The following is a 20,714-nucleotide window of genomic DNA, read 5'->3' as shown; positions in this document are numbered from 1 at the left end:
ATGCCGCCCCCAACATTAGTGCAAGGACGTTCCTGTCATGGAAGAATTTCATAAGGTTCGCAGGCTTCCCCCCTATGTTTTCGAAGAAGTGAACCGCAAAAAGGCCGCCGCGCGGGCCCGTGGGGTGGACATTATCGACCTGGGCATGGGCAACCCGGATCTGCCGACGCCGAGCTTTGTTGTCGATAAACTGTGTGAAGCGATTCGTGATCCACGCACGCACCGCTACTCTGCATCAAAAGGCATTGCCGGCCTGCGCCGGGCTCAGGCTGGCTATTACGAGCGGCGCTTTGGCGTGAAGCTGAATCACGACACGCAGGTTGTGGCGACGCTGGGTTCCAAGGAAGGGTTTGCCAATATGGCGCAGGCCATTACCGCGCCGGGCGATGTGGTCTTGTGCCCAAATCCGACTTACCCCATTCATGCATTCGGCTTTCTGATGACGGGCGGCACCATCCGTTCCATTCCTGCCAAACCCGACGAGGAGTTTTTGCGGGCGGTGGATCGGGCAGTGCGCCATTCCATTCCCAAGCCGATTGCCATTGTGCTGAACTTTCCCGCCAATCCCACGGCCTATCTGGCGGACCTCGATTTCTATCGCGAGATTGTGGATTTTGCTCGCAAACACGAAATCATTCTTCTGTCCGACCTGGCCTATTCGGAAATTTATTTTGGCGATTTCCAGCCGCCATCCGTGTTGCAGGTTCCGGGTGCCATGGATGTGGCGGTTGAGTTCACATCCATGTCCAAGACATTTTCCATGCCGGGCTGGCGCGTTGGCTTTGCCGTTGGAAATGAACGGCTGATCGCGGCTTTGGCGCGGGTTAAATCCTATCTTGATTATGGTGCATTCACGCCCATTCAGGTTGCGGCAACGGCTGCACTGAACGCGGGTGACGCAGCGGTTGCAGAGGTGCGGGATGTGTACCGCCATCGCCGGGATGTTCTGGTGGATTCCTTTGCGCGTGCCGGTTGGAGCGTGCCAGCGCCGGAGGCGACAATGTTTGCCTGGGTGCCAATTCCGCAGGCATATCGCGAAATGGGTTCGCTGGAATTTTCCAAGCTGCTGATTGAAAAGGCTGATGTCGCCGTGGCCCCGGGAATCGGCTTTGGCGAGCACGGTGATGACTATGTGCGCATTGCCCTGGTTGAGAACGAGCATCGAATTCGACAGGCTGCGCGAAATATCAAGCGTTTCCTTGCAAGCGAGGCTGATGCGGGGCAAAAGGTTGTCACCGCTGGCTGAGTGCTTTGCAGCAAATCAGCCATGGATGCAGCAAAAGACAGAGCATTTTCCTTTGAACGGGGATCGCTTCCACGACAGGTCAATGCGGCAAAGTACAGAGTCAGAGTGTTTCAGGTGGTCGAAGCATCATCTGAAACTCTTCAGAGATATTTCGAATTTGTTGGCAACCGATTTTGTAACAGGCCTTCGGGCCGCGAGAGTGCATTGAGGATCATATGGATCGCCCCTTGAACTTAGGATTGGCCGGAATTGGAACTGTTGGTGCCTCGGTGGCCCGTATTCTGACCGAGAAGCAGGAACATTTTTCAAAGATGACCGGGCGGCCTATTGAGATCAAGGCGGTCAGTGCGCGGGATCGCAACCGTGATCGCGGCGTCGATCTCTCCGGTGTTGATTGGTTCGATGACCCGGTCCGTCTGGCGCAGGAAGCCGATATCGATCTTTTCGTCGAGCTTATTGGCGGAGCGGATGGCCCGGCGCTGGAAAGTGTCAAAGCGGCGCTGGGGCGCGGCATTCCGGTTGTCACCGCCAACAAGGCGCTGCTGGCTCATCATGGGGTTTCGCTGGCGCGTCTGGCGCAGCGCAAAAACGTCACCATCCTGTTTGAAGCGGCCGTTGCCGGTGGCATTCCGATCATCAAGACCATGCGCGAGGCATTGCGTGGCAACACCGTCAGCCGGGTCTATGGAATTCTCAACGGCACCTGCAACTACATGCTGACACGCATGGAGCGTGAGGGCGTGGCGTTCGAAGACGTGCTCCGCGAGGCACAGGCACTGGGTTATGCAGAGGCTGACCCGACGTTCGATATTGGCGGCTTTGATGCGGCTCACAAACTTGCCATTCTGACCTCTCTGGCGTTCGGCACTGAAATAGATCTGGCCTCGATTTTCATCGAAGGCATTTCCGAAATTTCGCTCGATGACATCAAGGCGGCGGCGGAGCTTGGATATCGCATCAAGCTGCTGGCGGTGGCACAGCGCACCGATAGCGGCATTGAGCAGCGCGTTCACCCGACAATGATTCCGGCAGGCTCGGCACTGGCGCAGGTGGATGGTGTCACCAATGCAGTGGCGGTTGATACCGACCTGCTCGGCTCTATCCTGATTGCCGGACCCGGTGCCGGCGGCAACGCCACGGCTTCTGCCGTTTTGTCCGATATTATTGACGCGGCAAATGGTGTGTACGTGTCTACCTTTACCGTGGTTCCGCAAAGTCTGACCGCATACAAACGCGCCAGGATGCGAGCGCATGAAGGCGGCTATTACATTCGGCTGCGCGTTGCGGATGAGGTCGGAGCATTTGCCTCCATTGCCCGCCGCATGGCGGAAAACCAGATTTCGCTGGAATCAATTGTTCAGCGTAAGGCCTCGGATGATGATGGAAGCGTTGCACCGATCATTCTTATCACGCATGAAACAACTGAGGCAGCGGTGCGCAAGGCACTTGAGGCTGTGTCACGCGATGGCCATTTGCGGGGCGAGCCACAGACGATCCGGATTGAAACTCTGGCATAAGACCTTGCTGGCGGGGGAGGCATCATCATGAGTGCAGACACCAACAGATCCAACCCACTTGACCGCGTGCTTTCCATTGAAATTGCCCGGGTGACGGAACGGGCCGCTGTTGCGGCGGCTCTCTGGCGCGGGCGTGGAGATGAAAGGGCGGCGGATCAGGCGGCGGTAGACGCAATGCGTCAGGAGCTCGACAAACTGGACGTCGATGGTGAAATTGTCATTGGTGAGGGAGAGCGAGGCGAGGCTTCGTCCCTGTTCATCGGCGAATCCGTTGGCAATCCGGAAGGGCCGGGGGTCGATATTGCTCTGGACCCGCTTGAGGGCACGACCATCTGTGCCAAAAACCTGCCAAATGCCTTGACCGTCATTGCTATTGCCGCAAAAGGCAGCCTGTTGAAAGCGCCCGATGTCTATATGGAAAAAATTGCCATCGGACCCGGCTATCCGGCAGATCTTGTCAATCTGGAACAAAGCGCAACGGAAAACCTGACAGCAATGGCCAAGGCAAAAGGGGTGCCGGTTTCGCGCATTACCGCCTGTATTCTGGACAGGCCGCGCCATGCCAAACTGATAGAGGAAATCCGCACGCTTGGGGCATCCATCCGGCTCATCGGCGACGGCGATGTGGCCGGTGTTATCCACACCACGGACCCGGAAGAGACCGGAATCGACGTGTACATGGGCATTGGCGGCGCGCCTGAAGGCGTGCTGGCTGCGGCAGCGTTGCGGTGCACCGGCGGGCAGATGCAATGCCGTTTGCAGCTGAACACCAATGAAAAGCGCGCTCGGGCGGAAGAAATGGGAGTGTTCGACCCTTATCGGATCTACACTCTTGAAGACCTGGCTGGCGGCGATGTCATATTTGCGGCAACCGGGGTGACGGACGGCAATTTGCTGGATGGCGTGCGGATTTACGCAAATCGCATAGAGACCCACACTCTGGTTATGCGGTCTTATTCGCACACGGTTCGAGATATTCGCGCCCGGCATTACAACCGGGGGAAGTTTGGTGTTGAAGTCTAGCGCTTTTCAATCTGAACAGAGTGCCGAACGGGCATTTCTGGATGTAAAGGCATCGTTGAGCGGGCGCAGATGGCTGCATGCGCTGGACCCGCGAGCAGACGCGATGGCCATGCAGATGGCGCAGAAATTTGGCTTGCCGGATATTGTCGCAAGGGTTTTGGCCGGGCGTGGAATTTCCCCGGATGAGGCGCAGGGATTTCTTTCGCCAACCCTTCGCGATCTGATGCCCGACCCCTCGCTGCTGACCGACATGGACAAGGCAGCGGCGCGGTTGGCAGATGCTATTGCGCGCCGGGAATCCGTGGCAATCTTTGGCGATTACGACGTGGATGGCGCAGCGTCTTCGGCCTTGATGCACCGTTATCTGCGGCATTTCGGCATGTCTGCGCCGGTGCGCATTCCAGACCGGCTGACGGAAGGCTATGGGCCAACTCCGGCAGCCATGCGAGACCTCGCGGAAGATGGCGCAAGCCTCATCATAACGGTGGATTGCGGCACGACCAGTCATGCGGCCATAGATGCGGTGAGCGGCAGGGCGGATGTTCTGGTGCTGGACCATCACCAGACTGGCCCGGATCTGCCGCAGGCGAAGGCTATTGTGAACCCCAATCGTCAGGATGATTTGTCCGGGCAGGGGCATTTGTGCGCAGCAGGCGTGGTGTTCCTGACGTTGGTTGCCACTTCCAGAGTGCTGCGCGCACGAGGCGTTGGGCCGCTGCCCAACCTGATGCAGATGGTTGACCTGGCGGCGCTTGCAACAATTTGCGATGTCGTGCCGCTGGTCGGCTTCAACCGGGCTTTGGTTGTGCGCGGGCTTGTGGCCATGCGCGCGCAAAACAATGTCGGCATTGCCGCTCTGGCACGGGTTGCCCGGCTTTCAGGGCCTATCGACGCTTATCATCTGGGTTTTCTGCTCGGGCCCCGCATCAATGCCGGAGGGCGGATTGGCGATGCGGCGCTTGGCAGCAGGCTTTTGACACTGGACAGCTCGGCCGAGGCCGAAACCATTGCTGCTCAGCTTCACATGCTGAATGAAGAGCGTCAGGCCATGGAACGCGCCATGCTGGAAGAGGCGGAGGCAGAGGTTTTTGCCGAAATTGGCAAAGGCGAAGGCCCGCCGGTGCTGATAACCGGGCGTGACAACTGGCATCCAGGGATCGTTGGTTTGCTGGCCGCGCGGTTGAAGGAGCGTTACAACCGGCCCGCGTTCGCCATAGCGTTCGATGCTGCGGGAACCGGCACCGGTTCGGGCCGCTCAATCTCCGGCTTTGACATAGGCGCACTGGTGCGCGAGGCAGTTGCGCGTGGGCTGTTGGTCAAGGGCGGCGGGCACGGCATGGCCGCTGGCTTGACCATTCAGCGGGCGAAACTGGGAGAGTTTCGCGCCTTTGTTGAAGACAACGCGCAACAGACAGTGAGTCGCCTTCGCGCAGCCGATGGATTGAAGATAGATGGCGCAGTGAGCGCAATGGGCCTGACCCAGCAACTGGTTGAAACGTTGCAGAAGGCAGGGCCCTATGGCTCGGGCCACCCGCAACCGATCTTTGCTCTGCCGCGGCACCGCGTTGTTTCAGCGCAGTCATTTGGCAATGGTGGCCATGTCCGGGTGCAGTTGAAGGCGCTGGAAGGCGCGGCCATTGGTGCAGTGGCGTTCCGGGCGGCAGACACACCTCTTGGCCAGAGGCTGCTGGCTGGCAGTGACCGTCCGTTGCATGTGGCCGGCACAGTGTCGATAGACCATTATCAGGGTCGCCAGTCGGTGGCTTTTCGAATTGTCGATGCGGCAGATACGGTGGATTGAAGCTTTTACGTCAACAGAGTCTTAATCGTCTGTCATTAGGGTCTGGCTGCACCGGAACTCAGCCAGAGAGAAGCTTATGCTTCACCCCCACGCGCGGAATGCTCTAATTCTTTTCGCCCTTCTTGCTGTATCGGGCTGCGCTTCCAAGCCGGGTCGTATGAGCGAGCACGAGTGTATGGCACGCGTCATGTATTTCGAATCCAACCGCTCGAGCGAAGACGGGATGGTGGCTGTCGGCACCGTTGTCATGAACCGGGTGAAGTCCGAGAAATACCCGAACAGCATTTGCGCCGTTGTCGGACAAAAAAACCAGTTCGCACCCGGTGTTCTCAGCAAACCCATGGCCGCAGGGCGTGAGCTTGCCGAACGAACCGCCACCAAAGTCATGCGTGGCGCGCGCCATTCGGGAGTTGGATCCAACGCCTTGTTTTTCCACACGGCCGGTTACTCCTTCCCATACAACAACATGCATTATGTTGTGATTGCTGGTGGAAACGCCTTTTACGAAAAGCGCAAAAACCCGACGCAGACTCAGGCGATGGTAACACCGCGCAGAGAGCCGGTGCCTCGGGCTTCGCCCCGCACCCAGCCGCGTGTATTGGCCGTGTCAGCCACACCATCAGCCATGCCGGCCATGTCCATTGAAGATATTATTCAAAGCGGCGCGGCCTATTGACGCTGCACGACTATTCTTCAATCACCAGCAGCTGCCAGCATAAATGCTCTGATGGCTAAACGCCAATCAGTTCACGCCTTGTTGCAGAGGCCAGAAATGCGGAACGTGTCATGCCACGACCTTTGGCAGTTTCGTCAATGGCGCGCAGCAAGCCGCGCTCCAGTTTAACATTTATGCGTTCAACCGCAGTATCGGCAGGAATATAAGGCACAAGCAGCAATACGCCTCCAGCCGCCAATCCATCAGTCACGTCCTTGCGCTCACGAACAACGCTGAGTGACATTGGAGCCACGTCTGGCTGATCTTCAAACCAAAGATCAAGTGCCTCCGTCGCTGCAGCAGGTATAGCATCCCAAGAGTCTGCGGCGGCAAAGCAGCCTGGAAGGTCAGGGAAAGTAAGCCCGTACGCGCTGGCACCTTCCTGATGGATGATCGCTGTGTAGTATCGCATAGGTTGATTCCTTACGTTGCTTGAGCGGGCGATGCTGACGAACCTGACCTGGACAGCGTGCGGGAATCATCCAAACCTCGATCACTCAATACCATTCGGAAAAGCTTCCTGGACATGTGGGAAATTTTACCTGGGACCATGTTTTCCGCTCTCTGCCTATGGCTGGGGGCGTTGTTTCTCGCGCCAAGGATTGCCCGCTCTCTCCGAAATGGTGCGTGGACCTTTCGAAGCGTTGAAATCACCCGATCGCGACGTCCATTTGTCTTTTGGGGCGCCATTACAGCCGTGACTATAGTTGCCTTGGCAGCCACGCTTATCGGCGCTTTGGGTATCATCGGCCTTTTGCAGGGGACGGGCTTTCTGCCTTACGATCCCTAGAAGCAATTTTAGAGCCCGCCACTGATCGATTCTGTTGGCTATTTCCTAACTTCATCGTTTGAAGCTGACATAGACCGGAGGGGATCGCATAAGGGGAAGGGTATTCGTGAAATAGTGTTCGTCCAGGACAGGACGCCGTAGTGCGCGTCCGTCGCGGACATTTTATCACGTAGATTACACGAGAATAAATTTGCCGACCGAACCTGTAGAAAAGGTTGGTACGCCCAAGGGGAATCGAACCCCTGTTTGCGCCGTGAAAGGGCGCCGTCCTAACCGCTAGACGATGGGCGCGGCAAGGGCGTGTATAGGGTGAGTCGGCGGGATGCGCAACCCACCAAAAGCGGGTTTTGCAGGAAATTATCCGAGTTTTTTCACTCTATCGATTGTTGCCTATCAGTGGGTGTTTAACTTCATCCCCAGCCTTGGCCCCATAGGTAGCAGCGGCGCCGCCGTTAATCTCCAGCACAAAACGCACAGGCCCATCAGAGGCTATGGTGTTCAAGGAAAGTGGCTGCGCGTTTCTTGCAATATTGGTGATTTTTCCATCAGCGCCGATGAAAATCATATCCAGCGGAATGAGGGTATTTTTCATCCACATTGTCACCGGACGCGGGGTTTCAAAATCAAACAGCATGCCGTGGCCAGCTCTTAGCGTTTCGCGGTTCATCAGCCCTGTGGCACGGCTGGAGTCGGTATCGGCAATTTCCACCGAAACGCGATGAGCACCACTATCCGTGAACAGCACCACGGTTGAACCAACCGTGCCGGATGTGAAAATGAAATAGGAAGCGATAGCCAGCACAATGGCGAATGCGCCAACCAGAATTCGGTTTCGCGCAGGAGCAGCAGCAGTTTTCATAAAATTCGATCTCTATTCTTCCGGGGTTGCCGGTCGCACTTCCGCAGCCATCAAGCCTTTGGCGCCTGTACCAAATCGAACCAGCAATTCCTGTCCCGGGCGCAATTCCGTCATGCCGTAAAGCCGCAGCGTTTCCATATGCACGAATATATCTTCCGTGCCCGAACCGCGAGACACAAAACCATAGCCTTTTGTCCGGTTAAACCACTTTACCGTGACATGTTCCAGGTCACTTGTCGGCTCCACCTGAATACGCGTGCGTGCAGGCGGCGGGTTATGCGCCGGCCCATTATCCGGTTGCTCAAGCGAAATGATGCGCGTTGCCTGCAATCCACGCGCAGACCGTTGAACCTCGCAAACAAGCCGCGCACCTTCAACCGCGGTTGAAAAACCGTCGCGGCGAAGACACGTAACGTGCAGAAGTATATCCTCCCCCGCATCGTCCGGAACGATGAAACCAAAACCCTTGGCAACATCGAACCACTTGATCTGCCCCGAGACCGTCCAGCTTTCCACGCCTTCAGCCTGCTGGCCAACTTGCTTTTCCATATCTGTCAAAGCTGTGGGTTCCGCCATCTGCAAACGTCCATTTCTCCTGCAAGGCGAATCAAGCATGAATGAAGCCCTGCGCCAAGCCGTTTTGTCATTGTAGCCTAACTCAGACCACGGCCAGTTCCTGCCAGTGCCTCATGCATTATCTGGGCCACATTCACGAAACGGGAATGTCTGCCTCTCGTTTGAACGGGAAAAATTCCCGGAGCCTGCATCGTCGTTCAACTCCCGGCCCAGTTCCCGGCCCTGAACCATTGTGCACTTTTGCTGAATTTGGTTTTTTCTTTCCGCAATTCCGAACGCAAAACCGTTTCACACTTTCGCCGAATTTGGTTTTTTCCTATCGCAATTCCCAGCGCAGCACCGTTTCACACTTGCTGAATTTGGTTTTTCCCAATCGCAATTCCGAGCGCAGAACCGTTTCACACTTTTGCTGAATTTGGTTTTTCCTGTCGCAATTCCGAGCGCAGAACCGTTTCACACTTTTGCTGAATTTGGTTTTTCCCAATCGCAATTCCGGGCGCAAAACCGTTTCACACTTTTGCTGAATTGCTCTTATAACCCTCCTGACAATCGCTATTGTTGGTTCGCTGCCAAGCAATCAACAATAGCAAACTGCCAATCGAAGGATGAACCATGCGCTATCTTCACACTATGGTCCGTGTCACGGATCTGGACGCCTCCCTCGAATTCTACTGCGGCCTGCTCGGCATGCAGGAAGTTCGGCGCAGCGAGCATGAAGCTGGACGCTTCACCCTTGTCTATCTGGCTGCACCTCATGATATCGACGCTGCCAAAGCGAATCGCGCACCCATTCTTGAACTTACTTTCAACTGGGACGCAGAAGACTATTCCGGTGGCAGAAACTTCGGCCATCTCGCTTATGAAGTAGACGATATTTATGAGACATGCCTCAACCTGCAGAATGCCGGCGTCACCATCAATCGTCCGCCGCGCGACGGCAACATGGCTTTCGTCCGCTCCCCAGATGGAATTTCCATCGAATTTCTGCAAAAAGGCAGTGCAAAAGCTCCCGCTGAGCCATGGGTTTCCATGAAAAACACCGGCGAATGGTAAACTGCAGTTGCTTTTAACACCCGAGATAAATTAACTTACGGTAATGTTGCCGCAAGATTGCCATCATTGTGAATGGTTATGCGGCGCAGTTCCTTCATGCATGTCTCGGCAAATGCCAGACTGCATTCTGGGGTAGGGGCGGATTTTGATCGTTTTTATCGAGGCACCATATCCGAACCGGAATGCGGTCTGTCCTGTGTTCAGACACAGAAGAAGGTGGAGCAGATTTTGATTTTGCGGGGATCTTCGAGGGGGCGTAATCTTCTGCGCGGAACGGCGTTGTCCATGATGCTCGTTGCGCTTTCCGGTTGCATGTCTGCACTGGACGAATCTTCTGCATTTGGCTTCAATCAATCTCAGGCTGCCGCAGAGGCGAAAGACGCCGGCGAAGCCGCAGACACTGCAACCGTGGCGACCGCCGGAGCGGAACAGAACAGCGCCGAAAATCTTCTTGCAGCCGCTGCCACGAAGCCGGAAACAGCAACGGCTGAGGCAAAACCAGTTGAGGTTTCTGCCGCAGAACCTGCCGCACCCGCAGCGCCGGCAGCAGAAACTCCGGCCAAGCCGCAGGTGCTTGCTGCCTATTCTTCAACACCTGCACCTGCTCGCCGCGCTGAAAGCTCGCTTTACGCCACGCTTTTCGAAAGAGCCGAACGTGAGCAGCCTGCCGCAGAGCCGCTGGCAGAGCCTGTTTCGCACCGTGTCGTGGTTACACAGACCAATGGCGCGGGAAAGCCAAGCGTTAACGAAGCTCTGCCTGGCGTCGACCCATCCTCACTGTTCCAGATTGGCCGTCGCGCTTCCGTGGATTCAGAAGATCTGATGGACGATATTGGTGGCTCCTATCAGATTGCATCATTGGGCGGCATGGCGCGATTGGCGCCAAACGGCCTCATGGTTCAGCGCGACGATGTGAACACCAGTTGCTTCGGGACGGATCTGGTGCGCTTGCTGCGCCAGATTGAAGGCCGTTTCGGCAAGCAGGTCGTTATAACCTCCGGATACCGTTCTCCTTCGCACAACCGCCGGGTGCGCGGTGCAAAAGCTTCGATGCATATGGCTTGCAAGGCTGCTGATTTGCACGTTCCCGGTGTGAGTGGTCAGGAAGTTGCTCGTTTCGTAAGGGCTCTGCCAGGGCGCGGTGGCGTAGGCACCTACTGCCATACAGCAGCGATCCATGTTGACGTGGGGCGGCAGCGGGATTGGAATTGGCCTTGCCGTCGGCGAGGTTAGTTCGCATTGGAACTGCAGGCCCCGGCAGGCGTTTATGGGTTGCCCTGTCAGGAGAGTGCCATGAGTCCGAAAGATCCGAAATTCCCCAAGCCTGAAGCGCCAGAAGACCAATTGGAATCTGACGAAAAAATAAGCGTGATCTCAAATGCGATTCAGCGGGTCGAAAATCGCTATCGCGGTGTGCCGAACGATCCATCCCTCATTGGTCATGACCTTCCCGAAGAGGAAGAGGATGAAGACCGCGACCCATGGGAGGAAGAGGAAGACCCGGACAAGGATCGTTGGGAAAAGTAGCTGACTATCTGCCAGCCAGACCTGCTGATCTTTGACCAAGCGTCGCAGGCGCGGGACAGTGGTTCGCTTTTCAATTCGGCACGATGTGCTTTTCGATTGTGTCAATGACTGGACCTTGCTCATCCGGGCGCCATTGCAGCCGAACCGTGTTTAAGATGCCGTCGTCTAATCGCACAAACAGAGTCAAGCCGTCATCATAGGGCAGAAAGCTGTGGCGCAGGAACGTCCAGCTCTCACCTGTCGGGTGGTATCGGCCATCGTAGTCTGTAAAGCCTTTCGTCACCCGATAGCGTTTGCCAGGTTCAAGATGTTTAAAGCTTGTCAGTTCAGGTTCTCTATTGAGCAGTTTGAAGCGCACGAGCATTGGTGTGAGCAGTCGGGCGAGAAAGGTCTTCACCTGGATCTCTGCCACGTTGTGTAATCCACACCGGTGCAGCCCCTTTCCTGCGCAGCCCACAAGGTGGTTGTCATGCGGTAGTAGCTTTTGGTGTCACATAAGTCATACGAGTTGTGACGCATCAGCAGCGCATTGACGAAATTGCCTCCCATCATCAGCCCGACCCCGAGCGCGAGGCATGCAAGAACACCGCCGAATATTGCGCCAGCATGGAGATAGGCCCACGAAATCCGCATGGCTCCCAACAGCCCGACAATTCCGATTCCAAAAAGTGATACCGCAACGAAGATGATGCCGATCATATCGCTGGATGTCTGAACAATCGCATCCCGGACGCGCAGAGATGTAAGCAAGGCCTCGATTCTTGTCAGTACGTAGAAGATGATCAGAAGAGCTGGAATCAGAAAACAGAGGCTGAACACGGCGGGCTTCCACCAGTGTCCTGCCTGCCGTGCAAGAATTTTGAATTCCGCTTCGACTTTGCGCCGCGCACGGGCTTTGCGGGCGCGGTCTCGTGCCCGCGTGGCATCAGGTTGATCCGGCGGGCTCATCCGCCGCTCGGCGCAGCAAGGGCAAGATCGGCGGCCTTGATCCATCCGCGTGCGGGCGGAACGCTTTCAACATACTCAACCCGCGCCCAGCCGTCTTGTTGGTCGAGCACTGCAACCGTGTCCCATTTCACCAAATACGGCTTACTGCGCCGGGCATCTTCATGCGGTTCATCGTGCAGAACGGTGCGGTTGGAAGTAATGAGCCCAACCGCTGTCCATTCAGGGTGCGCTTTCTCAAGCCACCATTGCTGTCCGTCGCCGGTCATGTTGGAAACCATAGCGCAGCCCGGAGGGTTTTCTTCAAACCGCACTCGAATCTGATCTCCCTCCATCGTCAATGTTCCCGAAATCCGCGATGTATCATCAGGCAGCCAGGCTTTCATCTGCGCGCTATCTTTGGCAAGAAGGCCGGACATCAGCGCCTTGCACATGAATTGCGGCGCATCGTCCGAGCCATTGCCTCTTGCCACATCGCTGATCACCCCGCTCAAACGATCGCCATCAACGACAAGGAGGGCTGGCCCGTAACGCCCGGAGACTGGTTCGGCGTGAGACATTGTCGCCATTGCCAGCGCGACAGGCAGTGCAAGGAATGGTTTCATACTACGTCTCAGCGATTCAATGCTTCATCATGATCGGGCCTGAGAGCCTTTTGTCGAAAGGGTCGAAGCTTTCTTTTCGTACCGAAACCCGTCTACCCAGAAATTATGATCGGCCGTGCCGGGTGGAAAAGGGTTCATGGCGATCTCGCCTTTTTCGCGATAGCCGAGCTTTCCCGCGTTCCACGCGCGCTTTTCGGTTTCCGCGGAGATCATTGCCTGCGCCAACCTGCTGATAGTGGCTTCCATTTTGCTCCTCCGCTCCGGGTGTTGATGAGCAATTGTGAAGCTTTATGGTTAAAATCCGATTGCCTGAATCGACTGAAGCCTGAAGGTCATTTGCGGCGCACAAATGCGACGACCTCGTATCGGCTGCACCGCTTCATAAAGACTTTGATCATTGATCTTGAAAAAGCCTGGCGCATTTTACCGTGGGCAAGTTCTGGCAACCTTGCAGCGTCATCAAATGGCACCAGATGGTGAAGAATCACGATTCGACCACCCGGCGCAAGGGCATGTTCAAGGGCCTTGATCAATTGGTTCAATGCGCGGGTTGAAAGGTAATAGGCGATCTCTGACACGACGATCAGATCGAAGGGACCGCGCGGAGTATCCTGAGGAAGGACCGCATATCTGTACTGGATACGCAGGTTCGGATTTGTCAGTCGCCTTGCTTCGGCAAGCGCTGTCGGAGCGCCATCCACCGCAGTCAGCGTCAGGCAGTGCGGCAGCAGGGCGCGTGATGTTTCGCCATTGGCGCAGGCGACTTCCAAAGCTCGGCCTGCTTTTCGGCTGCCACATGCCTGTATCAGATGACGGCGCTTGATGGCTTCAAACCGGGAAGATCGATAATTCCATGGGTCGCCGGAAGCGCGAAACAGTTTCTCGAAACCATCCAGATCAATTGGTTTCATGGCAGAGGCCGCCAATAGCTTTCGATGGGTCCAACAAGCCTGTCGATGGTGTGCGGCTTCAGACAGAACGCCTGCTCATCATCCGTTATGACATGGCCTGTCTGCGTCAAATGCGCTTCAACCGCTTGGCGTTTGGCTGCTTCAGCTTCTCCAATGTGAAAGTTGATCCGCTCCATTTCGCTTTGTTCGGGGCGGTCCTGCGGAGTCCCAAGCTCATCCAGCCATATGGCATATTCCATTGTTGAAGGCTTTAACCCTGTCTGCGCAACAGCCTCTGTGAAAAGCTTCCATGCATCGCGGTGGTCTCTATGAGGATCGCGACGCCACGGCAAAATCACCAGATCAGGCCGCGCATGCAGAACTATGTCCGCCGCCGTGGCAAGCGCGGTTGCATATTGATCACTGCCCTCCATGGGCATATCGGCATCACGCAACCTCATGAAATGCCGGACTGAATGCGCATGTCCAAGCCGAAACAGCGCTTTCTCAGCCTCTTTCTCGCGTTCATCGGCAAGGCGATGGCGCGGCCAGGTTGGCGAATTCGGGTGTGATGCGCCGCCATCCGTCACAAATGCAAAATGCACCTCCCGGTTCAGGCGCTGAAAATGCCAGAGCAATCCGCCACAACCCAGACTTTCGTCGTCCGGATGCGGGGCAACCACCAATATACGGTCGGCCGGCAATTCCTTAAAACTGAGGGCAGGAGGGTTCATGTGCGCGGCTGCTGGTAGCAAGCACCCGGGTGCCAATCGCCCGCAGCCAGCGCGCTTCCAAGCGCGGCCTGTGCTCCATCCGGATCAGGCTGGCGAAGATAGGTGCGAAGATCACGAATAATGCGTTCCAGCGGATGCGGCGCGATCATGCCTGCTGCACCAACTGACTTTTCTCCGTCTTCCAGGACTGACATGGCCGCCGCTTCAACAAATCCACGGGCGGCATTAACCGTCGCAATCAATCCTGCAGCCGGATGGGAGCCTGCCGCCACCGCCGACCACTCTGCCGCTGCTCTGTCCAGCCAGCCATAGCCGCTTTCGACTGCCGCCCCCATGCGGGCAATGCGCTGCAACTGATAAGGTGCTTCAATGCGTCTGGTCTTTCGCAAATGTTCCAGAACAATATCCAGAACTGCGTGCATGCCACCGACATGAACGGCAACAAAGCGAATTGCGCCTGCCGCAAACCATGGACGTTCCAGATAGGCATCCGGTGCACCCAGAATCATGTCATCCTGCACCTCCATGCCGGTGAAATCGACGATGTGGCTACCCGACGCGCGCATTCCCATCGGTTGCCACCACGATCTGTCAACAGGCAGATCCTCTAGCGGCACCACAATCATCAGCCTTCCCTGTGGCACATGCGCCGTAACAATGGCATGCGACAGCCCGTCAATCCCTGAAGCATATGTTTTGCGGCCGACCAGGCGACCGTTAACCAGCTTCAAAGGATGCTCGGGGTGATCGGTGTTCCAGATACCAAACAGATGTCCCTTCCGGGCGAGGTCCTGATAGTGGCTTGATTGAGCCGCTGGGCTGTGACGTTCGAGAAGCGCAAGCACGTTGACATGCCCCTCAAATATCCGGCCAACAGGCAAGTCACCCCTTCCGACTTCAGCCAGAAGCCGCAGCAGATGCCTGAAGCCGTCTGGCTTCAGGGAAGGCGTCGTCAATCCACGTGCTTCCAGAGCGGCAAAACCAGCAGACGGAAATCCGCCGTCAACGTCCCGTTCGGCTGATTCCGCCCTCAGTTCCAGATGCAGCGGACGATCATTTTCAGCCAGCAGCAATGGATTATGCAGCATCTGTCGTTCCTTCAACTTCCGAAATAATCCTGCATATGAGTTGTGTTGCCTCGGCCACTTTCACGGTGGCCGGTGCGTCCGGCTCATCCGGTGCCAGCAGCTCAACCAGTGCACAGGAAGAATCCGCGCTTTCACGAATTGCCCGCCGACGCGCCAGCCGCGCCAAAACACGCTCCGGGTCCTCCACCAGAATGGGGGCACCTTCGGCTTCGGCGCGGATCCAGTTTTTGAGGCAATCCGCCATGCCACCTTGAGCGCGCCCGGCCAAGCGTGCCGAAACCTCAACCCGCACGTTCAGAGGATGCACAAGTTTGCCGCCAGCCGATCGGGCCATGGAAACAAGGGCCAGATCCTCACGGAGCGGAATTGCCGGAAGGCCACCCAAGGACTGATATAGCTGCGCTTTGATGGCCAGGCTTCCACCAGTGTTGTCGCTGTGGCGCGGCCAGGGGTCATGCTCCAGCGGGTCGATGAGAGAAGCCAGACGATCGCACAGTCTTGAATATTGCATGACCGCTCTTGCACGGGCGGCAAAGCCTGGTCCAAGTTGCGCTTCTTCCTTTCGATTGCCGTTCAGGCAACCGCCAACAAGGTCCGCCCCGGATGAAATGGCTGCCAGATTTGCCTCAATCCAGTTTGCTTCCGGAATGGCATCGGCATCTGTTGTCAGTATCACGCCGCCCTCGGCCGGACAGGCCGACGAGGCAAGGTCCATGGCCAATTTTCTGGCCGAGCCGACATGCGCCAGATCAGGTGGAAAATTGACAACCGCAATCTCGGCGCTAAGCCCGGGCTGGTTATCAAGCGCCAGACGCGCCATCTCCAGACTTTTGTCAGTGCTGTTGTTGATGACGATTTTCACCACGATGGGGCGAGCAGTAGCACGCAGCCATGTTTGTGAGCCAAGGGCAGAAAGCAACAGCGGCAGGCGCTGTTCTTCATTTCGCGCTGGAATGGCAATAACGGGATAGAAATGGTGAATTGGAGAATTGGTCTTCACGCTGTATCCGGTGGAGTGGCTGATCGCAGAAAACGGCAGGGTCAACTCTGATCTCCATGGCTTCCGGACGTTTCTAAGCGTGAGAGCGAACCCGGTGTTGCCGGGCTCGCTAGGTTGTTTTCAGTTTACAGCGGGCGTCGTGCCGGAATGACCCGATCAGCATAAATCGGGTGAACAACTCCCGAGCGTCCGCCCAGCCACGCTGCCACTGCTCCCAGCACCAGTGAGAAGAAGGCCAGAATCGCGCCAGTGGAAATGACCGACGCTGCTGCGTCCGCTGCCTCGGTTGCAGCCTGTTGAGCCTGAGCAACTGTCTGACGATAGCGCTGCTCTATCTGGGCAACTTGTTCCTGAGCCTGTTCCGGCGGAATTCCGCGAGCATTGGCAAGTGCCTGAACGGCTTGTTGCCTTGCCTGCTCAGCCCCGGCCTCGTCGCTCATGGCCAGCGCTCTCAGTGCATTGACTGCATTTGCGCGCAGGGCTTCAGGATCTGTGCCTGTTGCGGCAACCTGATCGTCAATAGCCTGCAATGGGTCGGCATCTGCCAAAGCGGGTGCGGCGGTCTGCGCAACCGTGGAGGCAATGCCGCCAACCGCAGTGGAAACGCCGCTAAATACGCCGCCTACCAGACTGCCGACGGAAGATGTGAGGAAATAGAGAACCAGCAATGTGGTGACAGCCCAGGTTGCAAGTCCATGCAAGGCGCCTGTGGTGGGAATGGTTTTGCCGGACATTCGCGCGGCAATGTATCCGCCGATGAAAGCAGCAATCAAACCGCTCAATAAATACCAGATCCCGGCGACCACAGAGAAAGTGGTGACGCCCGGATTGTCGCCAGTGCCTGGATCAAGCGTTGCCACGCCAAGCCCGACCCCGAGCATCGTCAATAGCACTTGAACGACCAGAGCAACTGCGACGCCGGCGAAGATCGCGCCCCATGAAACCTTGTTGGCCATGATTGCGTGTGCGTCGGCAGCAACTGCAGTGTCAACGGACACGTTGTCTCGAACAGTTCCGTCTCTAGTGGTGCGATAATTATCACTCATGGCTCAATGCCCCGATTGGCGCTATCAGCGCGCGGTGATGGATAGAGTGAGCCAGTAACGTGCAATTGTATAAATGGTTCAACTTGCACGCATTTACGCGATATCGGCCTTTGCAGCAGATGGCTGACTTCGTAAAATGGCGATGGGCGTTGAATAGAAATATGTCGCAGTGAACTGCGGAATAAAAAATGGCGGTAATTCAGCTAACTTATTGATTTTAATGGCGACCCCGGCAGGATTCGAACCTGCGACCATCGGCTTAGAAGGCCGGTGCTCTATCCTCTGAGCTACGGGGCCGTAGGCAACGGCGAAACGGCCGTCAGTGTGTCCAGGGCTGCGAACGGTCGTAGCGGAAATTGTCGGAATAGGAAACCTTCGAGCGGGCAATCCGCGGAGTTTCTTCCACCTCAAACGCAATGCCATTGCGCTGGCAGTATTCAACCGCCTGTTCCTGAGTTTCAAACTTCAGACGAACCTGCTGGCGCATATCGGATGTGGATGTGTAGCCCATCAAAGGCTCGACCTGCTTGGCGCGCACAGGTTCGTAATCAAGCACCCACGCATGGGTTTTTGCCTTGCCAGATTGCATCGCGTTGCGTGCCGGCCGGTAAATTCTGGCAACCATGTGGAATCCTTGCGTCGGGCACTACCAAAATGCCGGAAAAGCATCTTGGTCGGAGCGGCAGGATTCGAACCTGCGACCCTCTGGTCCCAAACCAGATGCGCTACCAGACTGCGCTACGCTCCGCTCAATTGCTCACACCCGGCAAGCAATGCGGTTACTAGCGATGTGATTGCGCAGAAGCAAGCCCGATTTTGAATAACTTCACAGCATCGGCATCTCGAAGTGGAAATTTCTCAGGTTTTTCATGCTTTCTCTTTCAAAAAATCTGCCTATCTGGGCGAAAGAGGACAACCGGGAGCCCGGAATTTTGCAGCATATCAGCGTGGTTTTAAGTCGAATCGCCAAAGCGCTAACAGCTCGCCCGCAGGCGGAAACACCCCCCATATTCACAAGCCAGATGTTGATTCTGGGGGCTGGTGCCAGCGCGCTGTCTGTGGTCTGCTTTGCGCTGGACCGCCAGATCAGCCTTGCAATGCTGCATGAACCCGTTGGAGTGATTGCGTTCTGGAACATTGCAACCGATGCTGCTCTTGTGCGCTGGTACCTCTATCCGTCAATTCTGGTCCTGCTGGCAGCCTTTCTTATAGAGTGGTCGAGCCGGCAGGAGATCAGAGCATTCTGGCCCAGCGCTGCTACAGGGGTGGCGGCCTATCTGTTCAGCAGTGTTGCACTGGCGGCCATTGTCACAAATTTTCTGAAGATTGTGTTCGGTCGTGCGCGACCGTTGCTGATGGATGACTACGGCAATTTCAGCTTCAGCCTCGGCCGGTTCGGCCACGACTATTCCAGCTTTCCATCGGGCCATTCCACGACGATTGGTGCAGTAACTCTCGTTGCTGCAGTTCTGGCACCATCGCAGCGGGTTGCAATCCTTATCGCGGGCTTTTGCATTGCGCTTAGCCGCATTGTGGTGCGTGCGCATTATCCAAGTGATGTGGTTGCGGGATTTGCCATTGGCGCATTGACCGCCATTGCAGTTGGCCGATGGCTTGCCAGCCGCAATCTGTTTTTTCGCTTTGATCACGCCGGGCAGGGTTGGGCCGGGCTTCTGCCGCGCGCCGCCACATGAAGGGCCGGCACTACCTGACGTGATGTGTCTGTTGAAATGCCGTTAGAAAGGTTGGGGCAACCTCTGCAACTGCGCTTAACGAGTAACCACCTTCCTGCACAATCACTGTGGGCAGCCCAAGCTCGGCCAATATCTCACCAATCTGGTGATATGCAGCGGTCGAGACGTCCAGCCGCGAAAGCGGGTCATCTCGATGGGCATCCCACCCGGCAGACAGAACCAGTGCTTCCGCACCATAGGCGGTCACCCTGTCAGCCAGCCGCCGAACGGCTTCGACAAATTGCCGGTCACCCGATCCCGGCGCAAGCGGCAGGTTAAGGTTGTAACCTTCACCTTCGCCCTGACCAATTTCATCGTCATAGCCGTAATAGTGCGGATAGTATGATGCCGGGTCCGTGTGCGTGGATGCAAAAAACACATCGCTGCGATTGTAGAAGATCGCCTGTGTGCCATCGCCATGATGCGTATCAAAATCAACAATGGCCACTTTGCCAAACCGGTCACGAAGTCGCTGCGCCGCAATCGCCGCGTTGTTAAGAAAACAAAAACCGGATGCCCGGTCACGATAAGCGTGGTGCCCGGGTGGCCGACATAGTGCAAAAGCCGCATCTGCCCCACGCAGCACGTCGTCCGCTGCGGCGATGGCGCTTTGTGCTGATGCATAGGCGGCTTCATAGGTGCGTGCCATCATCGCGCAGGACAAGTCGCCAATATACCAGCCAGTTAAACCCAGAATGCCGGTCGTGCGGGGCAGCGCGCGTGCGAAACCATCATGTGGTGCCGCCATATATGGATGTACATTTGGCAAGACCTCCGGCCCGGCATTTGGCAGGGCTGTGAACTTTTCATACGCAGTTTGCAGAAACGCCACGTAGGAGTTGCAATGAACCGCCAGGATCGGCCCCAGTCCTGCATCTTCCGGCTGCTTGGGCGCTGCACCGCAGGTTTTCAGTGCGGCAATCAGTGTGTCCAGTCTGGAAGGGTTTTCCAGCGGCTCAACTATCCGTCCGTGAACCATGTACTGCTTCGGTTGATGGGCAGACTGACGGAGGTCGTAAAAGAGCTTCAAGACAAATCCTTTCGGTGACAGAGGGTCGCACCTGAAAATTATGAGACGGACGGAACTTTAGCGCCAGTTCTGAATTATGGGAGCATATACCGTATGGGAGTTGACGATGGCACAGAAGATCAGTCCTCTGGTGGACATAAGGCAGTGCGACGATCGCTACTCGCTTTTTTGGGATGTATACGAGCTGAGCGATCTGACATTTGAGGAATCCGAACGCGCGCTGGACGAGATTTGTGATGCGACATTCGATCCGAAACGTTGGAGAAGCTGCCATCTCAAAATTGCTTTCCTTGACAAGGAAAAAGCATTGAGAGGTCATGCTGCCTGAACGGTTCACGCTTATCACTTGATTTAAATTCATAGTTCTTCGGAGGCCGTCCATTCAGATGAGTGGGCGGCCTCAATCGTTATGGTTGTCGAAAACTCACCGTTTAGCGGCAACCGGTTGAGTCTTTGGAGTTAGATTCGCGCCGATTCCACTCCTTAAAGCTAACTGTTTTAAATCATCCCATGGCATACATGTTCAGCAATCTTAG

General features: G+C 56.2%; 24 protein-coding genes and 3 tRNA genes. 10 read left to right on the top strand and 17 right to left on the bottom strand.

What is annotated here, in order from left to right; all coding sequences use genetic code 11:
* The first annotated feature begins 37 nt into the window (after nucleotides 1–37).
* From FPY71_RS09655 to FPY71_RS09635, 5 genes are all read left to right on the top strand, one after another.
* Nucleotides 38–1,246, top strand: a complete 1,209-nt coding sequence (locus tag FPY71_RS09655; protein ID WP_149299981.1) for an LL-diaminopimelate aminotransferase — start codon at nucleotides 38–40, stop codon at nucleotides 1,244–1,246.
* A gap of 215 nt (nucleotides 1,247–1,461) precedes the next feature.
* On the top strand, nucleotides 1,462–2,763 hold the full coding sequence (locus FPY71_RS09650) for a homoserine dehydrogenase (RefSeq protein ID WP_149299979.1): 1,302 nt from the start codon (nucleotides 1,462–1,464) through the stop codon (nucleotides 2,761–2,763).
* A 27-nt stretch (nucleotides 2,764–2,790) separates the two neighbouring features.
* Nucleotides 2,791–3,786 carry a class II fructose-bisphosphatase gene (gene glpX / locus FPY71_RS09645; protein WP_149299977.1) on the top strand — a complete coding sequence of 332 codons (996 nt, stop codon included), beginning with the start codon at nucleotides 2,791–2,793 and terminating at the stop codon, nucleotides 3,784–3,786.
* On the top strand, nucleotides 3,773–5,587 hold the full coding sequence (recJ, locus tag FPY71_RS09640; protein ID WP_425457875.1) for a single-stranded-DNA-specific exonuclease RecJ: 1,815 nt from the start codon (nucleotides 3,773–3,775) through the stop codon (nucleotides 5,585–5,587). The genes glpX and recJ overlap by 14 nt, the downstream gene beginning before the upstream one ends.
* Before the next feature lie 157 nt (nucleotides 5,588–5,744).
* Complete coding sequence (locus tag FPY71_RS09635) at nucleotides 5,745–6,263, top strand: cell wall hydrolase (protein WP_210246268.1); 519 nt, start codon at nucleotides 5,745–5,747, stop codon at nucleotides 6,261–6,263.
* 55 nt (nucleotides 6,264–6,318) lie between these two features.
* On the opposite strand, the gene FPY71_RS09630 is transcribed toward FPY71_RS09635, so the two are convergent.
* The 4 genes from FPY71_RS09630 to FPY71_RS09615 form a co-directional block, all read right to left on the bottom strand.
* On the bottom strand, nucleotides 6,319–6,714 hold the full coding sequence (locus FPY71_RS09630; RefSeq protein WP_149299973.1) for a type II toxin-antitoxin system HicB family antitoxin: 396 nt from the start codon (nucleotides 6,712–6,714) through the stop codon (nucleotides 6,319–6,321).
* 594 nt (nucleotides 6,715–7,308) lie between these two features.
* Nucleotides 7,309–7,383 (bottom strand) — tRNA-Glu (locus FPY71_RS09625).
* Nucleotides 7,384–7,468: 85 nt separating this feature from the next.
* Nucleotides 7,469–7,951: a DUF192 domain-containing protein gene (locus FPY71_RS09620; protein ID WP_149299971.1), complete on the bottom strand. Its 483-nt coding sequence runs from the start codon at nucleotides 7,949–7,951 to the stop codon at nucleotides 7,469–7,471.
* A gap of 12 nt (nucleotides 7,952–7,963) precedes the next feature.
* Nucleotides 7,964–8,527, bottom strand: a complete 564-nt coding sequence (locus FPY71_RS09615; protein ID WP_149299969.1) for a cold-shock protein — start codon at nucleotides 8,525–8,527, stop codon at nucleotides 7,964–7,966.
* Between the two features lie 612 nt (nucleotides 8,528–9,139).
* On the opposite strand from FPY71_RS09615, the gene FPY71_RS09610 reads away from it, so the two are divergent.
* The 3 genes from FPY71_RS09610 (at nucleotide 9,140) to FPY71_RS09600 (ending at nucleotide 11,107) form a co-directional block, all read left to right on the top strand.
* Nucleotides 9,140–9,580 (top strand): VOC family protein, encoded by a 441-nt coding sequence (locus tag FPY71_RS09610; RefSeq protein ID WP_149299967.1) that lies wholly within the window; start codon nucleotides 9,140–9,142, stop codon nucleotides 9,578–9,580.
* 285 nt (nucleotides 9,581–9,865) lie between these two features.
* Nucleotides 9,866–10,813, top strand: a complete 948-nt coding sequence (locus FPY71_RS09605; RefSeq protein ID WP_188052286.1) for a YcbK family protein — start codon at nucleotides 9,866–9,868, stop codon at nucleotides 10,811–10,813.
* A gap of 60 nt (nucleotides 10,814–10,873) precedes the next feature.
* Nucleotides 10,874–11,107 (top strand): hypothetical protein, encoded by a 234-nt coding sequence (locus FPY71_RS09600; protein WP_149299963.1) that lies wholly within the window; start codon nucleotides 10,874–10,876, stop codon nucleotides 11,105–11,107.
* Nucleotides 11,108–11,177: 70 nt separating this feature from the next.
* On the opposite strand, the gene FPY71_RS09595 is transcribed toward FPY71_RS09600, so the two are convergent.
* From FPY71_RS09595 to FPY71_RS09540, 12 genes are all read right to left on the bottom strand, one after another.
* Nucleotides 11,178–11,519: a DUF3601 domain-containing protein gene (locus FPY71_RS09595; RefSeq protein ID WP_149299961.1), complete on the bottom strand. Its 342-nt coding sequence runs from the start codon at nucleotides 11,517–11,519 to the stop codon at nucleotides 11,178–11,180.
* Nucleotides 11,501–12,055 carry a hypothetical protein gene (locus FPY71_RS09590; protein WP_149299959.1) on the bottom strand — a complete coding sequence of 185 codons (555 nt, stop codon included), beginning with the start codon at nucleotides 12,053–12,055 and terminating at the stop codon, nucleotides 11,501–11,503. Before FPY71_RS09590 ends, FPY71_RS09595 begins: the two co-directional genes overlap by 19 nt.
* The gene (locus FPY71_RS18590) at nucleotides 12,052–12,657 is read right to left on the bottom strand and encodes an SH3 domain-containing protein (RefSeq protein ID WP_210246288.1); all 606 of its coding nucleotides are present in this window, start codon (nucleotides 12,655–12,657) and stop codon (nucleotides 12,052–12,054) included. The genes FPY71_RS09590 and FPY71_RS18590 overlap by 4 nt, the downstream gene beginning before the upstream one ends.
* Before the next feature lie 27 nt (nucleotides 12,658–12,684).
* Entirely contained in the window at nucleotides 12,685–12,903 is a 219-nt protein-coding gene (locus tag FPY71_RS09580) for a hypothetical protein (RefSeq protein ID WP_149299957.1), read from the bottom strand.
* Between the two features lie 86 nt (nucleotides 12,904–12,989).
* A complete protein-coding gene (locus tag FPY71_RS09575) occupies nucleotides 12,990–13,568 on the bottom strand; it encodes a class I SAM-dependent methyltransferase (RefSeq protein WP_149299955.1) in 579 nt (192 codons plus the stop codon).
* The gene (locus FPY71_RS09570; RefSeq protein WP_149299953.1) at nucleotides 13,565–14,281 is read right to left on the bottom strand and encodes a PIG-L deacetylase family protein; all 717 of its coding nucleotides are present in this window, start codon (nucleotides 14,279–14,281) and stop codon (nucleotides 13,565–13,567) included. The genes FPY71_RS09575 and FPY71_RS09570 overlap by 4 nt, the downstream gene beginning before the upstream one ends.
* A complete protein-coding gene (locus tag FPY71_RS09565; protein WP_149299952.1) occupies nucleotides 14,278–15,369 on the bottom strand; it encodes an acyl-CoA dehydrogenase family protein in 1,092 nt (363 codons plus the stop codon). The genes FPY71_RS09570 and FPY71_RS09565 overlap by 4 nt, the downstream gene beginning before the upstream one ends.
* Nucleotides 15,359–16,414, bottom strand: a complete 1,056-nt coding sequence (locus FPY71_RS09560) for a glycosyltransferase family 2 protein (RefSeq protein ID WP_149299950.1) — start codon at nucleotides 16,412–16,414, stop codon at nucleotides 15,359–15,361. Before FPY71_RS09560 ends, FPY71_RS09565 begins: the two co-directional genes overlap by 11 nt.
* Before the next feature lie 80 nt (nucleotides 16,415–16,494).
* Nucleotides 16,495–17,415, bottom strand: coding sequence for a flagellar export protein FliJ (locus FPY71_RS09555; protein WP_149299948.1), 921 nt, complete (start codon nucleotides 17,413–17,415; stop codon nucleotides 16,495–16,497).
* A gap of 221 nt (nucleotides 17,416–17,636) precedes the next feature.
* A tRNA-Arg gene (locus FPY71_RS09550) sits at nucleotides 17,637–17,712 on the bottom strand.
* A 22-nt stretch (nucleotides 17,713–17,734) separates the two neighbouring features.
* Nucleotides 17,735–18,040 (bottom strand): ETC complex I subunit, encoded by a 306-nt coding sequence (locus tag FPY71_RS09545; protein WP_149299946.1) that lies wholly within the window; start codon nucleotides 18,038–18,040, stop codon nucleotides 17,735–17,737.
* Between the two features lie 46 nt (nucleotides 18,041–18,086).
* Nucleotides 18,087–18,163, bottom strand: a tRNA-Pro gene (locus FPY71_RS09540).
* A 199-nt stretch (nucleotides 18,164–18,362) separates the two neighbouring features.
* Between FPY71_RS09540 and FPY71_RS09535 the strand changes: the two genes are divergently transcribed.
* Nucleotides 18,363–19,109, top strand: a complete 747-nt coding sequence (locus FPY71_RS09535) for a phosphatase PAP2 family protein (protein ID WP_210246267.1) — start codon at nucleotides 18,363–18,365, stop codon at nucleotides 19,107–19,109.
* Between the two features lie 10 nt (nucleotides 19,110–19,119).
* Here FPY71_RS09535 and FPY71_RS09530 read toward each other — a convergent pair whose 3' ends face one another.
* Nucleotides 19,120–20,127: a histone deacetylase family protein gene (locus FPY71_RS09530; protein ID WP_246160268.1), complete on the bottom strand. Its 1,008-nt coding sequence runs from the start codon at nucleotides 20,125–20,127 to the stop codon at nucleotides 19,120–19,122.
* Between the two features lie 157 nt (nucleotides 20,128–20,284).
* On the opposite strand from FPY71_RS09530, the gene FPY71_RS09525 reads away from it, so the two are divergent.
* The gene (locus FPY71_RS09525) at nucleotides 20,285–20,506 is read left to right on the top strand and encodes a hypothetical protein (protein WP_149299940.1); all 222 of its coding nucleotides are present in this window, start codon (nucleotides 20,285–20,287) and stop codon (nucleotides 20,504–20,506) included.
* The last annotated feature ends 208 nt before the right edge of the window (nucleotides 20,507–20,714 follow it).

This window comes from Aureimonas fodinaquatilis (genome assembly GCF_008369445.1).
Classification (GTDB): Bacteria; Pseudomonadota; Alphaproteobacteria; order Rhizobiales; family Rhizobiaceae; genus Aureimonas; species Aureimonas fodinaquatilis.
Note: the sequence above shows the minus strand (reverse complement) of the source record. Positions and strands in the feature narration are given on the sequence as shown.

Coding starts and splice junctions, on each gene's coding strand:
- FPY71_RS09655 (WP_149299981.1), top strand. CDS start 38: ATGGAAGAATTTCATAAGGTTCGCAGGCTTCCCCCCTATGTTTTCGAA.
- FPY71_RS09650 (WP_149299979.1), top strand. CDS start 1,462: ATGGATCGCCCCTTGAACTTAGGATTGGCCGGAATTGGAACTGTTGGT.
- glpX (WP_149299977.1), top strand. CDS start 2,791: ATGAGTGCAGACACCAACAGATCCAACCCACTTGACCGCGTGCTTTCC.
- FPY71_RS09635 (WP_210246268.1), top strand. CDS start 5,745: ATGAGCGAGCACGAGTGTATGGCACGCGTCATGTATTTCGAATCCAAC.
- FPY71_RS09630 (WP_149299973.1), bottom strand. CDS start 6,714: ATGCGATACTACACAGCGATCATCCATCAGGAAGGTGCCAGCGCGTAC.
- FPY71_RS09620 (WP_149299971.1), bottom strand. CDS start 7,951: ATGAAAACTGCTGCTGCTCCTGCGCGAAACCGAATTCTGGTTGGCGCA.
- FPY71_RS09615 (WP_149299969.1), bottom strand. CDS start 8,527: ATGGCGGAACCCACAGCTTTGACAGATATGGAAAAGCAAGTTGGCCAG.
- FPY71_RS09610 (WP_149299967.1), top strand. CDS start 9,140: ATGCGCTATCTTCACACTATGGTCCGTGTCACGGATCTGGACGCCTCC.
- FPY71_RS09605 (WP_188052286.1), top strand. CDS start 9,866: ATGATGCTCGTTGCGCTTTCCGGTTGCATGTCTGCACTGGACGAATCT.
- FPY71_RS09600 (WP_149299963.1), top strand. CDS start 10,874: ATGAGTCCGAAAGATCCGAAATTCCCCAAGCCTGAAGCGCCAGAAGAC.
- FPY71_RS09590 (WP_149299959.1), bottom strand. CDS start 12,055: ATGAGCCCGCCGGATCAACCTGATGCCACGCGGGCACGAGACCGCGCC.
- FPY71_RS18590 (WP_210246288.1), bottom strand. CDS start 12,657: ATGAAACCATTCCTTGCACTGCCTGTCGCGCTGGCAATGGCGACAATG.
- FPY71_RS09580 (WP_149299957.1), bottom strand. CDS start 12,903: ATGGAAGCCACTATCAGCAGGTTGGCGCAGGCAATGATCTCCGCGGAA.
- FPY71_RS09575 (WP_149299955.1), bottom strand. CDS start 13,568: ATGAAACCAATTGATCTGGATGGTTTCGAGAAACTGTTTCGCGCTTCC.
- FPY71_RS09570 (WP_149299953.1), bottom strand. CDS start 14,281: ATGAACCCTCCTGCCCTCAGTTTTAAGGAATTGCCGGCCGACCGTATA.
- FPY71_RS09565 (WP_149299952.1), bottom strand. CDS start 15,369: ATGCTGCATAATCCATTGCTGCTGGCTGAAAATGATCGTCCGCTGCAT.
- FPY71_RS09555 (WP_149299948.1), bottom strand. CDS start 17,415: ATGAGTGATAATTATCGCACCACTAGAGACGGAACTGTTCGAGACAAC.
- FPY71_RS09545 (WP_149299946.1), bottom strand. CDS start 18,040: ATGGTTGCCAGAATTTACCGGCCGGCACGCAACGCGATGCAATCTGGC.
- FPY71_RS09530 (WP_246160268.1), bottom strand. CDS start 20,127: ATGGTTCACGGACGGATAGTTGAGCCGCTGGAAAACCCTTCCAGACTG.
- FPY71_RS09525 (WP_149299940.1), top strand. CDS start 20,285: ATGGCACAGAAGATCAGTCCTCTGGTGGACATAAGGCAGTGCGACGAT.